At 58.7% G+C, this 13,904-nt stretch carries 15 protein-coding genes and 1 pseudogene; 8 read left to right on the top strand and 8 right to left on the bottom strand.

Features of this window, described 5'->3' with window-relative positions; genetic code table 11:
* Nucleotides 1–149 precede the first annotated feature (149 nt).
* From adk to AB4O40_RS23180, 5 genes are all read left to right on the top strand, one after another.
* Entirely contained in the window at nucleotides 150–797 is a 648-nt protein-coding gene (gene adk, locus AB4O40_RS23160; protein WP_056721029.1) for an adenylate kinase, read from the top strand.
* Between the two features lie 94 nt (nucleotides 798–891).
* A complete protein-coding gene (gene tsaB / locus AB4O40_RS23165; protein WP_056721027.1) occupies nucleotides 892–1,566 on the top strand; it encodes a tRNA (adenosine(37)-N6)-threonylcarbamoyltransferase complex dimerization subunit type 1 TsaB in 675 nt (224 codons plus the stop codon).
* Nucleotides 1,567–1,784: 218 nt separating this feature from the next.
* Nucleotides 1,785–2,090: a hypothetical protein gene (locus AB4O40_RS23170; protein WP_056721025.1), complete on the top strand. Its 306-nt coding sequence runs from the start codon at nucleotides 1,785–1,787 to the stop codon at nucleotides 2,088–2,090.
* On the top strand, nucleotides 2,090–2,950 hold the full coding sequence (locus AB4O40_RS23175) for a DUF72 domain-containing protein (protein ID WP_056721023.1): 861 nt from the start codon (nucleotides 2,090–2,092) through the stop codon (nucleotides 2,948–2,950). Before AB4O40_RS23170 ends, AB4O40_RS23175 begins: the two co-directional genes overlap by 1 nt.
* 34 nt (nucleotides 2,951–2,984) lie before the next feature.
* On the top strand, nucleotides 2,985–3,806 hold the full coding sequence (locus AB4O40_RS23180; protein WP_056721022.1) for an isocitrate lyase/PEP mutase family protein: 822 nt from the start codon (nucleotides 2,985–2,987) through the stop codon (nucleotides 3,804–3,806).
* Nucleotides 3,807–3,809: 3 nt separating this feature from the next.
* Here the strand turns inward: AB4O40_RS23180 and AB4O40_RS23185 are convergent, their stop codons facing one another.
* On the bottom strand, nucleotides 3,810–4,430 hold the full coding sequence (locus AB4O40_RS23185; RefSeq protein WP_460057873.1) for an energy transducer TonB: 621 nt from the start codon (nucleotides 4,428–4,430) through the stop codon (nucleotides 3,810–3,812).
* A 93-nt stretch (nucleotides 4,431–4,523) separates the two neighbouring features.
* Between AB4O40_RS23185 and AB4O40_RS23190 the strand changes: the two genes are divergently transcribed.
* Nucleotides 4,524–5,306, top strand: coding sequence for a class I SAM-dependent methyltransferase (locus AB4O40_RS23190; RefSeq protein ID WP_056721019.1), 783 nt, complete (start codon nucleotides 4,524–4,526; stop codon nucleotides 5,304–5,306).
* A 131-nt stretch (nucleotides 5,307–5,437) separates the two neighbouring features.
* Here AB4O40_RS23190 and AB4O40_RS23195 read toward each other — a convergent pair whose 3' ends face one another.
* Nucleotides 5,438–6,076 (bottom strand): TetR/AcrR family transcriptional regulator, encoded by a 639-nt coding sequence (locus AB4O40_RS23195; protein WP_056721017.1) that lies wholly within the window; start codon nucleotides 6,074–6,076, stop codon nucleotides 5,438–5,440.
* A 93-nt stretch (nucleotides 6,077–6,169) separates the two neighbouring features.
* Between AB4O40_RS23195 and AB4O40_RS23200 the strand changes: the two genes are divergently transcribed.
* Both AB4O40_RS23200 and AB4O40_RS23205 read left to right on the top strand, forming a co-directional pair.
* Complete coding sequence (locus AB4O40_RS23200; RefSeq protein WP_056721015.1) at nucleotides 6,170–7,270, top strand: efflux RND transporter periplasmic adaptor subunit; 1,101 nt, start codon at nucleotides 6,170–6,172, stop codon at nucleotides 7,268–7,270.
* A 6-nt stretch (nucleotides 7,271–7,276) separates the two neighbouring features.
* The gene (locus AB4O40_RS23205) at nucleotides 7,277–10,342 is read left to right on the top strand and encodes an efflux RND transporter permease subunit (RefSeq protein WP_056721012.1); all 3,066 of its coding nucleotides are present in this window, start codon (nucleotides 7,277–7,279) and stop codon (nucleotides 10,340–10,342) included.
* A 126-nt stretch (nucleotides 10,343–10,468) separates the two neighbouring features.
* Here AB4O40_RS23205 and AB4O40_RS23210 read toward each other — a convergent pair whose 3' ends face one another.
* From AB4O40_RS23210 to AB4O40_RS23235, 6 genes and pseudogenes are all read right to left on the bottom strand, one after another.
* Nucleotides 10,469–10,819: a YbaY family lipoprotein gene (locus AB4O40_RS23210; RefSeq protein WP_162252400.1), complete on the bottom strand. Its 351-nt coding sequence runs from the start codon at nucleotides 10,817–10,819 to the stop codon at nucleotides 10,469–10,471.
* A 271-nt stretch (nucleotides 10,820–11,090) separates the two neighbouring features.
* A pseudogene (locus AB4O40_RS23215) lies at nucleotides 11,091–11,231 on the bottom strand (DUF4197 family protein); the annotation flags it as partial.
* A 49-nt stretch (nucleotides 11,232–11,280) separates the two neighbouring features.
* Nucleotides 11,281–11,922 (bottom strand): hypothetical protein, encoded by a 642-nt coding sequence (locus AB4O40_RS23220; protein WP_056721008.1) that lies wholly within the window; start codon nucleotides 11,920–11,922, stop codon nucleotides 11,281–11,283.
* A gap of 237 nt (nucleotides 11,923–12,159) precedes the next feature.
* Nucleotides 12,160–12,849, bottom strand: coding sequence for a DUF4197 domain-containing protein (locus AB4O40_RS23225; protein ID WP_460057866.1), 690 nt, complete (start codon nucleotides 12,847–12,849; stop codon nucleotides 12,160–12,162).
* A gap of 27 nt (nucleotides 12,850–12,876) precedes the next feature.
* On the bottom strand, nucleotides 12,877–13,278 hold the full coding sequence (locus tag AB4O40_RS23230) for a YbaY family lipoprotein (protein WP_056721006.1): 402 nt from the start codon (nucleotides 13,276–13,278) through the stop codon (nucleotides 12,877–12,879).
* 246 nt (nucleotides 13,279–13,524) lie between these two features.
* On the bottom strand, nucleotides 13,525–13,869 hold the full coding sequence (locus tag AB4O40_RS23235) for a hypothetical protein (protein ID WP_056721004.1): 345 nt from the start codon (nucleotides 13,867–13,869) through the stop codon (nucleotides 13,525–13,527).
* Between the last annotated feature and the right edge of the window lie 35 nt (nucleotides 13,870–13,904).

The raw sequence follows: 13,904 nt of genomic DNA on the forward strand, positions 1-13,904 counted from the left end.
TTCTCCGACTTTTGGCGTCTTGTGTGGGCGCAGCCTGCTGTGTATCTTGATCAGCCTTTGACCGTTTGGGCGGTCACGACCCTATTTTTGAGATTGGCCCCACGAGGCGAATCTGACGTTATCCATATAAAAAATTGAGGAGCACATCGATGCGCGTCATTCTGCTGGGAGCTCCCGGGGCCGGTAAAGGTACTCAGGCTAAGTTCATCACCGAAAAATTCGGCATTCCGCAAATCTCCACCGGCGACATGTTGCGTGCAGCGGTCAAGGCCGGCACCGAGCTGGGCATCAAGGCCAAGAGCATCATGGATGCCGGTGGCCTGGTGTCCGATGACCTGATCATCGCACTGGTCAAGGACCGCATCGCCCAGTCCGACTGCGCCAACGGTTTCCTGTTCGACGGCTTCCCGCGCACCATTCCCCAGGCAGAAGCCCTGGTGACTGCAGGCGTCGAGCTCGATGCCGTGGTTGAAATCGCCGTTGAAGACGAAGAAATCGTCCAGCGTATCGCCGGTCGCCGTGTTCACGAGGCCAGCGGCCGCGTGTACCACATCGTCTACAACCCGCCGAAAGTGGCTGGCATTGACGACGTCACCGGTGAAGAGCTGGTACAGCGCAAGGACGACACCGAAGAAACCGTGCGTCATCGCCTGTCGGTCTACCACTCCCAGACCAAGCCGCTGGTTGAGTTCTACCAGACGCTGTCGGCTGCCAATGGCAAGCCCAGGTACAGCCACATCGAAGGCGTCGGTTCGGTTGAAGCGATCACCGCCAAGGTGCTTGCAGCCCTGAGCTGAAAAACCTGACCCGCTGCATCATCCACGGCCCGCTTGCGGGCCGTAGTTGTTTATACTGACGCACTTTTTTCTGATTTCTCTTGTGGATACATCGATGAGCACCTTGCTGGCCCTGGACACCGCGACTGAAGCTTGCTCCGTTGCCTTGCTGCATGATGGCAAGGTCACGAGCCATTACGAGGTGATCCCGCGCCTGCATGCGCAGAAGCTGCTGCCGATGATCAAGCAGTTGCTGGCCGATGCGGGCACCACGCTGCAAGCGGTCGACGCCATTGCGTTCGGCCGTGGCCCGGGGGCCTTCACCGGTGTGCGCATTGCCATCGGCGTGGTGCAAGGCCTGGCGTTCGCCCTGGATCGCCCGGTGCTGCCGGTGTCGAACCTGGCCGTGCTGGCGCAACGTGCGTTGCGTGAACACGGCGCCACTCAGGTCGCCGCCGCCATCGATGCGCGCATGGATGAAGTGTATTGGGGTTGCTACCGCGAAGCGGCCGGGGAGATGCGCCTGGTGGGGGCTGAAGCTGTACTGCCGCCGGAGTCCGCTGCATTGCCGGCCGATGCCGGCGGCGAATGGTTCGGCGCAGGCACTGGTTGGGGTTATGCCGAACGTATCGCCGTCAGCCTGAGCGGGCAGGACGCGGGCATGTTGCCCCATGCGCAAGACTTGCTGACTCTGGCGCGGTTTGCCTGGGAACGTGGCGAGGCGATCGTGGCCGATGAGGCGCAGCCGGTATATCTGCGTGACAAGGTGGCGACGCCCAAGGCGCGTTAAGCCTTTACAGATCGCAGCCTGCGGCAGCTCCTACAGAAGATCGCATTTCCCTGTAGGAGCTGCCGCAGGCTGCGATCTTTTCCAGGCACCACCAATCGTCTTTTTCTAACCCCAGCTTTTAAACCTTTTGTCTTTTATGTGTTCTAGTTATCACTCGGCGGTTTGCGAAGTGGGATATGCGCCACTAAACTGCCATCACTGATTCCGAGTATGCACGTATGCGTATAGACGGCGTTTCCTCTCAGTCCTACCCCATCAAGCGCAAGCCTCGCAAAGACCGCGTGGTGGAAGACGACGCCATTGATATCGAAGGCGAGCTGGAATTCCCGACTGAAGAGCAACTGGCTGCCCGCGCCGCCAAAGCTTCCGCGCAAAAACTGAGCAATCTCCCCGCCCGTCAGCAAGACATGATTTACCACCGTGCCATGAGCAAAAGCGTGGCGACAGCCTTGGCCAGCTACCTGAGCACCGCCGGTTTCGTCGATTGGGAAGCGGATGTGCTGGGTCTCGACCTGTACATCTGATGTTGCTGCCGTATTACCTCGGTTGTCCGTCCTGGAGCGAAAACGCCTGGCGCGACTACCTGTATCCGTCCGACGCCAGACCCGCCGACTTTCTTGATCTCTATTGCCAGGTTTTCAATGCCGTGGAAGGCAACACGACCTTCTACGCGAGCCCGGCTGCCAGCACCGTGCAGCGTTGGGCCGAGACCATGCCCGAACACTTTCGCTTCACCGCCAAGTTTCCCGGCGAGATCAGCCACGGTGGCGATCTGCGCGAGCAACTGACCGCCGCCGAAACCTTCGTGCAATTGCTCAGCCCGCTCGGCGAGCGAGTGTCGCCACTGTGGTTACAGCTGTCGAAAAGCTTCACGCCCCAACGCTTGCCGGAACTGGCCGGATTCATCGATGCCCTGCAGCGGCCGCTGGCCGTGGAAGTGCGGCACGACGAGTTTTTCGCCAAGGGTGACAGCGAACGAATGCTCAATCGTCTGCTGCTGGATCGCGGTGTCGAACGCATCTGTCTCGATCCCCGTGCTCTGTTCAGTTGCACCTCGACCGAGCCCTCGGTGCTCCACGCCCAATCGAAGAAACCTCGGGTGCCACCGCGCCCCGCGGCATTCACGCAATTCCCGCAGGTGCGTTTTATCGGCCATCCGACGCTTGAAGCCAACGATACGTTCCTGGAGCCGTGGGTCGAGAAAATCGCGCTATGGATCGAAGAGGGCCGTACGCCGTACATCTTCCTGCACACCGCCGATAACTTGCTGGCCGCGAAGCTGGCGCAGCGTTTTCATGCCAGGCTGATGCTGCGTTTGCCTGGCTTGCCGGCGCTGCCTGAGCTATACAGAGAACCCGTCGCCGAGCAACTTGGCCTGCTCTGAGGCGGATTCTTTCCCCTCTTCAGGAGCCTGCCCAATGGATGCGCAAACCCTTCGAGCCCAGGCGTTCAAAGCCCTTCATGAACGCCCCGGGGCTTTTGTGATTCCCAATCCGTGGGATGCCGGCTCGGCGAAAATGCTCGCCAGCCTTGGCTTCGAGGCGCTGGCAACCACCAGCGCCGGTTATGCCTTTTCCCAGGGCCGTGCCGATGGCGGACTGACTCTCGACGATACCCTGATGAACGTCCGGGCGATTGTCGCCGCCACCGACCTGCCGGTTGCCGTCGACCTGGAAAACGGCTTTGCCGACAACCCGGCCGACTGCGCGAAAAGTATCTTGCGCGCGGCAGAGGTCGGCGCCGTCGGTGGTTCGATCGAAGATGCCACCGGCCGCGAAGAAGGCCCGATCTACTGTTTCGAACACGCCGTGGCGCGCATCGAAGCCGCTGTGGCAGCCGCTCGCAGTTTGCCGTTCGACTTTACGTTGACTGCCCGGGCGGAAAACTTCCTGCACGGCAATCCCGATCTGGCCGACACCATCCGGCGCTTGCAGGCATTCGCCGAGGCCGGTGCCGATGTGCTCTACGCGCCGGGCCTGCGCAGCGCCGAGGATGTGCTGGCGGTGGTGCGCGCCGTGGCGCCAAAGCCGGTGAATGTGTTGATGTCGGGCGGCTTGAAGCTGACGGTCGCGCAGTTGGGTGAGATGGGCGTTAAACGCATCAGCGTCGGTTCGGCGCTGGCATTGGCGGCCTATGGCGAATTCTTCCGCGCTGCCGAAGAAATCCAGACGTCAGGCACGTTCGGTTTCACGTCCCGGTCGATGCCCTATCAGAAGGCCAATCAGTTTTTCAAAGGCTGAGGATCAGGCGGCGATGCGCAGGTTCTGCAGGATGATCGGGCGCGCCCAGCCATTGTCGAAATCGAATTGTTTCTGTTGTTCCACCAGCTCTTGCGGCGAGAACGGCGGGAACGGCTTGTCGAGCAGATCGAGTTCGAATTCGGCAATCGGCAGGTGCAGCGGACGCGGTTGCGGGGCAGGGCCACCTTCTGGCAGCGGTTGACCGGCGTTCAATACGATCGGGCGAACCCAGCCGCTTTCGAAGTCCTGCTGTTTTTGCTGGGCGACGATTTCGTCCGCCGGGAACGGTGGGGATGGCTTGTCGGCCAGGTCCATCTCGAATTCGGCGATCGGCAGGAACAGCGGCTCGGGCGGGCGGATTACGTTGTCCTTCACGTCGCATTCGCGCTGGGACACGATGTGGGCCAGCAGGTCGCTGCCGATCGTGGGTTCAACCGGGCTTTCGAGATCGACCGGTGGAAGGTTCAGCGATTGCGGCAGCACTTCACCCGACTGTTCTGCCAGCGCCCGGGCAAAGAAATCCTGCCAGATGTGGCTGACGCCGCTCAGTGCCTGGGTGTTTCGCAGGTTGTAGTCGCCGTAGGGCGAGATAAAACCTGTGATTGTGGGTTGAATGTCTGACATTTCTCTCGGTCGACGCTCAGCTCTGGCAAAATGCTCGATAGTTTTGTTATCGGCCGTTTTTGCCGATCATTAATTTTTTGAGCGTGTTTTCCGATGATTGATCAACCTGCGGCCTGCCGCATCCATGTCCAGGCCCTCGACGCGGCTTTCGAGCCACAAGCCGAACAATGGGCTGAGCGCCTGGGCTTGCCAATGCAAGTGGCAGACGGCGAGTTTGCCTTGCAGGTGGGTGACATGGGCTTGCAGCTGCAACAACTGGGGCCGGATGCGCCGGGGCCGGTGCGGGTGGACTTCGTCGAGGGCGGTGCGGCCCATCGCCGGCTGTACGGCGGCGGCAGCGGGCAGATGATCGCCAAGGCCGTCGGCGTCGCCCAAGGCGTGCGCCCGCGGGTGCTGGATGCCACGGCAGGGCTGGGCAAGGACGCGTTCGTGCTGGCCAGCCTCGGTTGCGAGATGAGCCTGATCGAGCGTCAGCCGCTGATCGGTGCCTTGCTCGAAGACGGCCTGGCCCGTGGCGCGGAAGATTTCGACGTGGCGCCGATCGTGGCGCGCATGCGCTTGCTCAAGGGCAATTCGATCGAGGTCATGCGCAACTGGGAAGGTGAACCACCGCAGGTGATCTACCTCGACCCGATGTTCCCGCACCGTGAGAAAACCGCGCTGGTGAAGAAGGAAATGCGCCTGTTTCGGCCATTGGTGGGCGATGACCCGGATGCGCCGGCATTGCTCGAAGCCGCGTTGGCCCTGGCCAGCCACCGGGTGGTGGTCAAGCGCCCGCGCAAGGCGCCGTGCATCGATGGGCCGAAGCCGAGTCATGCGCTCGATGGCAAGTCCAGTCGGTATGACATTTATCCGAAAAAGGCGCTCAAGCCGTAAGACCGAGTCGCCCCCTTCGCGAGCAAGCCCGCTCCCACATTTGATCGCATACTGTCTGACGGAACCGGGTCACTTGTGGGAGCGGGCCTGCTCGCGAATACGCCCGCCCAATCACCATAAACTCACCAGGCTCACTCAGGCCGATAAGCCCGCATAAACAATCCCACCACTTCCTGCACATGACTCTCGGCGGCCTCGTCGTCCAATGGTTCGCCACAGCCGAAGAGCAGCCGGAAATTCGCTGCGCCCTTGAGCAGGCAGAAGAAGTGTTCTGCTGCATTGTGCGGTTTGTCGATGCTCAATGCGCCGCTTTCGTTGACCTTGCTCAACAAGCGTTCCATACCGTGCAGCATGCGCTGAGGCCCGGCCTCGAAGAAGATCAGTGAGAGTTTTGGGTCCTGACTGCCCAAGGCCATGATCAAACGGTGCAGGTTCAGCGATTCGTCACTGTTGATCAGTTGATGAAATCCGCGTGCGATGTTCAGCAGCACGGTTTCCACGGCCACGCCTTCCGGCAGTTCGAAGAACAGCGTCGGCAACTGTTCCTCGCACTTGGCCATCACGGCGGCGGAGAACAGCGTCTCCTTGTCGTTGAAGTGGCTATAGACCGTCAGCTTCGACACACCGGCCTCGGCCGCGACGGCATCCATGCTGGTATTGGCATAACCCTTACTCAGAAACAGCGCTTTGGCCGCATCGAGAATCGCCTGGCGCTTGACCAGATCCTTGGGTCTGCCTGGTCCATTGGGTGCTGAAAGATTGTTTGGCATATTCGTTTTTATTACTGGACTGGTGAGTTTGCTATTAATAACATACTGCTCAGTATAATTATTCAAAGCACCATTAGCGAAAGGTCCTTCACCATGTTCCGCTATGCCTTGCCCCTCGCGTTGCCAGTCACCCTGGCTTTTTTATTGTCTGCGTGCGGTCACGAAGAGGCACCGCAGGTCAGCGTGCGCCCGGCCATGGTGGTCCAGCCAGAGCCTTCGGCGCAGGCCATGGAAAGCTATCCCGGTGAAGTTCGCGCACGGTATGAGCCGGACCTGGCGTTCCGTATCGGCGGCAAAGTCAGCCGACGACTGGTCGATGAGGGGCAGCGGGTCAAGGCCGATCAACCCTTGGCGGAGCTCGACCCCCAGGACGTGCGCCTGCAACTGGAGGCCACCCGGGCTCAGGTCGCCGCCGCCGAAGCCAATCTGAACCTGGTGCGTTCCGAGCGTGATCGCTACAAGACCCTGATGGAGCGCCAACTGGTCAGCCGCTCGCAATACGACAACGCCGAAAACCTCTACCGCTCCGGTGAGGCACGTCTCAAGCAAATCAAAGCCGAATTCAACGTTTCCAATAACCAGGCCAGCTATGCCGTGTTGCGTGCGCCGCAGGACGGTGTCGTGGCCAAGCGCCTGGTGGAGGTCGGGCAAGTCGTGGCTGCGGGGCAAACGGTGTTCACCCTGGCAACCGATGGTGAGCGTGAAGTCTTGATCAGCCTGCCGGAGCAGAACTTCGGCCGTTTCAAGGTCGGTGAGCCGGTGTCGGTGGAGCTCTGGACCCAGCCCGATCAGCGATTCGAAGGGCGTATCCGTGAATTGTCGCCGTCGGCTGATCCAAAATCGCGCACCTTCGCGGCCCGCATTGCCTTCAGTTCCGGCAAGGTTCCTGTCGAACTGGGCCAGAGCGCCCGAGTGTTCGTGCAGGCCGTCGACGTGGTTCCGCTGTCCGTTCCGCTGTCTGCGCTGACAGCGGAAAACGGCGTGACCTATGTCTGGGTCGTCAGTGCCAACAACACCTTGAAGAAAACCCCGGTGCGAATCGGTGCCTTCGGCGAGAAAACCGTACCGGTGCTTGAAGGGCTCAACGCCAGCGACTGGGTGGTGGCCGCCGGTGTCCATGTGCTTCTCGAAGGGCAGCAGGTGCGCCCGGTGGATCGCTCCAATCGCGTGGTCAATCTGGCGGACAAGGAGTAAGCCCCGATGCGCTTCAACGTTTCCGAATGGGCGCTGCGTAATCGCCAGATCGTCCTGTTCCTGATGCTGTTGCTGGCCATCGTCGGCGCACTTTCCTACACCAAGCTCGGCCAGAGCGAGGACCCGCCGTTCACCTTCAAGGCCATGGTGATTCGCACCAACTGGCCGGGAGCGACCGCCGAAGAAGTCTCGCGCCAGGTCACCGAACGTATCGAAAAGAAGCTGATGGAAACCGGCGAATACGAACGCATCATGTCGTTCTCCCGCCCCGGCGAGTCCCAGGTGACCTTCATCGCGCGCGACTCCATGCACTCGGTGGAGATCCCGGAACTCTGGTATCAGGTGCGCAAGAAGATCAACGACATCCGCCATACCTTGCCACCGGGGATTCAGGGGCCGTTCTTCAACGATGAATTCGGCACCACGTTCGGCAATATCTACGCCCTGACCGGTGAGGGTTTCGACTACGCCGTGCTCAAGGATTACGCCGACCGCATCCAGATCCAGCTGCAACGGGTCAAGGATGTGGGCAAGGTCGAACTGCTGGGCTTACAGGACGAGAAAGTCTGGATCGAACTCTCCAACGTCAAGCTCGCCACCCTCGGCTTGCCGCTGGCGGCCGTCCAGCAAGCCCTTGAAGAACAGAACGCGGTGTCCACGGCGGGGTTCTTCGAAACCAGCAGCGAGCGCCTGCAGCTAAGGGTGACGGGGAATTTCCAGACGGTCGACGAGATCAAGAACTTCCCGATCCGTGTCGGTGATCGCACTTTCCGCATCTCCGACGTGGCCGACGTGCGCCGTGGTTTCAACGATCCACCGGCGCCGCGCATGCGCTTCATGGCGCAAGACGCCATCGGCCTGGCGGTGGCAATGAAGGACGGCGGTGACATCCTGGTGCTGGGCAAGGCGCTGGAAGTCGAGTTTGCCCGCGTCCAGAAAAACCTCCCGGCCGGCATGGAGCTGCGTAAAGTTTCCGACCAACCGGCGGCGGTGAAAACCGGTGTTGGCGAGTTCGTGCAAGTGCTGGTCGAGGCGCTGGCCATTGTGTTGCTGGTGAGCTTCTTCTCCCTCGGCGTGCGCACCGGCATGGTGGTGGCCCTGGCGATTCCGCTGGTGCTGGCGATGACGTTCGCGAGCATGTATTACCTTGGCATCGGCCTGCACAAGATCTCCCTCGGCGCGCTGGTACTGGCCCTGGGTTTGTTGGTGGACGACGCGATCATCGCCGTGGAAATGATGGCGATCAAAATGGAGCAGGGCTTCGACCGGGTCAAAGCGGCGAGTTATGCCTGGACCAGCACCGCGTTCCCGATGCTCACCGGTACGCTGATCACCGCGGCCGGCTTCCTGCCGATTGCCACGGCGCAATCGGGCACTGGCGAATACACCCGCTCGATCTTCGAGGTGGTCACCATCGCGCTGTTGGCGTCGTGGGTGGTCGCAGTGGTATTCGTGCCGTACCTGGGGGAAAAACTCCTGCCGGACCTGGCGAAGATTCACGCCGCCAAACACGGTGCCGGTCAACCCGATCCGTATGCCACGCCGTTTTACCAGCGCGTCCGGCGTCTGGTGGAGTGGTGCGTGCGCTGGCGCAAAACCGTGATTCTGGTGACCGTGCTGTTGTTCGTTGCCTCTATCGTGCTGTTCCGCTTTGTGCCGCAGCAGTTCTTCCCGGCATCGGGTCGCCTGGAGTTGATGGTCGACCTGAAACTGGCCGAAGGCGCTTCGCTGAGCAACACTGCCGACGAGGTCAAGCGCCTCGAAGCGCTGCTCAAGGACAAGACCGGGATCGACAATTATGTGGCCTACGTCGGCACCGGTTCGCCGCGTTTCTACCTGCCGCTGGATCAGCAACTGCCGGCGGCGAGCTTCGCCCAGTTTGTCGTCCTGGCGAAAACCATCGAAGAACGGGAAACCCTGCGCAGCTGGTTGATCTCGACCCTCAACGAGCAATTCCCGGCTCTGCGTTCGCGGGTCACGCGCCTGGAAAACGGTCCGCCGGTTGGCTATCCGGTGCAGTTTCGCGTGACCGGGGAGCACATCGAGGAAGTGCGGGCGCTGGCGCGCAAAGTCGCGGCCAAGGTTCGCGAGAACCCCCATGTGGTCAACGTCCACCTGGATTGGGAAGAACCGAGCAAGGTGGTGTACCTGAACATTGATCAGGACCGCGCGCGGGCGCTGGGCGTGAGCACGGCGAACCTGTCGAGGTTCCTGCAAAGCTCCCTGACCGGTTCCAGCGTCAGCCAGTACCGTGAAGACAACGAGTTGATCGAGATCCTGTTGCGCGGCACCTTGCATGAGCGCACCGAACTGTCATTGCTGCCGAGCCTGGCGGTGCCGACCGATAACGGTCGCAGTGTCGCGCTGTCGCAGATCGCGACCCTGGAATACGGCTTCGAGGAGGGCATCATCTGGCACCGCAACCGCCTGCCCAACGTGACCGTTCGCGCCGACATCTATGGCAAAGAACAACCGGCGACGCTGGTGCAGCAGATCATGCCGACCCTCGATCCGATCCGCGCTGAATTGCCCGATGGCTACTTGCTGGATGTCGGCGGTACGGTAGAGGACTCGGCGCGCGGACAGAACTCGGTGAAGGCCGGGGTGCCGCTGTTCATCGTGGTGGTGTTGACCTTGCTGATGCTGCAGCTGCGAAGTTTTTCGCGCACGGCGATGGTGTTCCTGACGGCGCCGCTGGGGTTGATCGGGGTGACGCTGTTTCTGTTGGTGTTCCGTCAGCCGTTCGGTTTCGTGGCCATGCTGGGGACTATCGCGTTGTCGGGGATGATCATGCGTAATTCGGTGATTCTGGTGGATCAGATCGAGCAGGATATCGCGGCGGGGCTCAAGCCTTGGGAGGCGATCATCGAGGCGACGGTGCGGCGGTTCCGGCCGATTGTGCTGACGGCGCTGGCGGCGGTATTGGCGATGATTCCGTTGTCGCGCAGTGTGTTTTTCGGGCCGATGGCAGTGGCGATCATGGGGGGGTTGATTGTGGCCACGGCGTTGACTCTGTTGTTTTTGCCTGCCCTTTATGCCGCCTGGTTTCGGGTTCGCAAAGAGTCGGTTTGAGGGTTTGATCTTGGCGGCCTTCGGGCCGACCAGGTTCATGGTTTTTTGTTGGTTGAGAGGGTAATACGGTTGTCGTTGGCACCTGGGGACAGGCGGCGCCAACGACAACTTCAGCAAAACTGCCGGTTATGCGCCTGGCGAAACACTAACGATGCTCACCACCACATCTTTGACCCACATCATATCCGCGCTCAAATCCACTGGTACAGGTTTCGTGGAGGTGAAGACCACTTGGTCTTCATAGAGGATGTTTGCACTGATGGAGTAGGTGTTCCCGTACTGCAGTTTTGCAAGGTCGTAACTCAATGTGTATTCCATGATGTCGTTATTCACATTGGAATAGATCTCTGTAGCCAGCGTTTTCAGAGCATTTGACTGAGTGGTATCCACTAAGCTGACATGGAGGGACGAGCCAGGTCGAAGGTCAACTTTTTCGAAATAAACCACGTTGCCGGTAATTTCTTTTTCCCTATTCATTTTGATTTCCCTTTCAAAGAATCGTCGGTATTGACGAGTGCTAACCATAGAGTCGACACCACGAATTTTATGTAGGGCAATTCCTGCAATCTGTGACGAAGAGTGTGTTTGATATAGCAGAAACGTTCTTACTTCTACTAAGTCCTTGAGGGGGCGGCCACGGTCCGCGGTAATAGAAAACAACGGAAGACGAAAAAGCCCGCTGACCTTCACAGATTCAGGGGGCTTCTTTGGTATTGCGGACAGATAATAATTACAAGGTTCCAAACACCTACTTCGCCAAACTGGTTGCCGCAGCCGCCGGGTTCTGGCGGATGGTTTCTTCCTGTTTGCCGATCATCTCGAACAAGCCATTCAACGCTTGCTCGGTGACGTAGTTTTCGACGTTGGCATTCGTCGTATCCACTACGCCTGTGGCATGAAATAAGTGGATCTTGCGTCAAGTGTCGATCCGCAGGCTTTCAGGTAGAGGCACCGAAATCTGCAAGATGAACAACATCATTAGGCTTCAGTATCAGTTTCGCTGGATGAAGCCCCAGCGACAGTCGGCGCTGGCCATAGGTCTCAAATGAGCCGACCAGCGTGTAAAGTCGGCCCGGTTTGATCATGGACGGGTCATATTTCAGATAGAAATTAGGCTCCCCGGTCAAGCCGACCCCTTCACACACAAGGGTCTCGTCGTTCTCATCGCTAACGGGTTCAATCAGCTTTACATACAGTTTCGAGTCGGCAGGGTAACCGATCCTCGGCATCCAGGTCTTTTCCACGGCGATGTAGCCCACGGGGCTCAAATAAATGTCTGCATCGTGATCCCCTCCTGCCCAGTGGAATTCTCGCTCTATATCCAGCAAGAGCGCGGTGTTCTGGTGGGAAATTTTTACGTTGATGACATAGCGACTTCCGACGGCATTCAGGTTTGAATCGACACTGACACCAAAATTGATGGGACGTGCCGAGGGTAGTGTGTTACTGCCCCATATGCCGTGAAGGATCGGCACAGTTCTGTTGGTAATGTTTTGTACTCTGATATTGATGTCGCAGCCTTCCGGTACTTCGTAGTCCGGAGGAAAGTGCAAGAGCGCGTTGATTCTATGTTGCGTCATAATGATTTCCTTATCCGTTGGTTCGTCGAAATGACGAGCGCTGAGCGTATCCCCAAAGCAATCAAGCCTTGCGTAGGAAAAACTCTCTGTGAGAAGGCGAATCGCAGACGGATTTGATCAGAAACGTCCTTGTTTCCGGGAAAGGTGAAGGTCAGTTGCGTTCGACAAAACCCGCCTCATCTTCACTGCTATGCAGCGCACCAGTTCAGGCTTGCTACCACAGCAGTTTCTCGGGGCTTAGAGCGTGCCAAACACCTTCTTCGCCAAACTGGTTGCCGCAGCCGCCGGGTTCTGGCGGATGGTTTCTTCCTGTTTGCCGATCATCTCGAACAAGCCATTCAACGCCTGCTCGGTGACGTAGTTTTCGACGTTGGCATTCTTCGCATCCACAACGCCCATTGTCGCTGCTTGCCCGGCGAACGAGTTGTACTGCTGGGCCAGGTCAACCTTGTCGGTGGCTTGCTTGACGATGGGCAGGAACTTGGTGCGGATTTGTTCGCGGCTGGTTTTGCTCAGGTATTGGGTGGCTGAATCGTTGCCGCCGCTGAGGATGCCCTTGGCGTCTTCCACGGTCATTTTCTTCACGGCATCCACAAGGATCGGCTGGGCCTGGATCACGGCGCTTTCCGCCGCTTTGTTCATGCTGGCTTCCAGTTCGTCGACCTGGTCACCCATGCCGAACTGTTTCATCTTGCTCGCGACTTTGCCCAGCTTGCCCGGCAGTTCGATTTTCACGTCGGGGTTGTTGCTGAAGCCGCCCGGGGTGCCGAGTTGTTTGACGGCCAGTTGCGCACCTTGGGTCAGTGCGTCCTTTAGCCCGCCGGTGGCGTCTTTCTGTGACAGGTCGGAGAGGGACAGCGCCAGGGCGTTGGCACAGATCATCAAGCCAGCGCACAGGCCGGCGAAGCGAAGGGTAGGGCGGAGCATGGCAGCTTCCTTTTTCGAAAAAGACACTTAGTAGCGGGCCGGATCGACGCGGACCTTCAGTGGTTGTGGATCGGTTCCGTCCAGGCGCACGGCATGATTCTCGGTGGTGATGAACTTCAGTTTGCCGTCGACTTCAATGCGCGCACTTACCGAGTATCGATGATTGGGTTCTACCTTCAACGGGTCGTAGCTGAGATGGAAGGCCTGTGGCACCTGGCCCTGGACTTGGCCGCGCTGTACGTCGATGACCTTCGCGGGGGCATCGGCGAGTGAAATGTCCTGCAGGCTGACGCTGAGGATCGCCGTCGGCGGCAGGGCGATGCGTTGCAGGTAGAAAACTTCGCCCTCGAGGCTGGCTTTCGGGGCAGGTTGCATGGATTGACAAGCGCTCAGTAAAGCGGCGAGTCCAAGGAGAGAGAGTTTTTTCATGAGGCGGATCCTTGTCATTGGCGCCCGAAGTGGGCCGGCGCCAATGACAATTTAGCGGATTTTTCCGGTAATAACCCCCGGCAATTTTTTGCCTCGCGCGTGAGGGGTTTCTTCAATTATATACTTGAGTATTCAGTCACTTGCGGAGCAAATTTTTTATAGCCGCTCTCATCATTGAAGAAGGTGCGGCTGCCGATAGATGTAGTGGCTCTTTGCTATTATCGGGTGGTTCGATGTGTTTATTAATTAAACAATGAATACAGGTTCGAGGTAGATGTCTTCGTGATGACGAGTGCCATATTGGAAATCGATCGATAGAAGTTCATCGGCCTTGGCGAGAAGCGTCCCGTCGGGAAGAAAAACTTCTGCGACAATTCGGTATGTACCGACAGGGCTTTCACTGGAGTCGCGTTCAATAATGAACTCAAATTCCCACCATTTATGCATCAGCGAGTTTTCTTTGTACGTTTTGATGAGCTTGGATTTATTGTCACTGAGATGTTTGTAAAGACTGGTTTTGGTAGTGTAGTCCGTTTGTATTTCGTATGGGGTTTTGCTGAAAAGAACTTTTCCAGAAATGTGTTTGTTCATCTAGCTATCCTTTTAGTTGAGCCTGGAATAGGCGA

It is taken from the genome of Pseudomonas sp. S2_F07 (assembly GCF_054668325.1).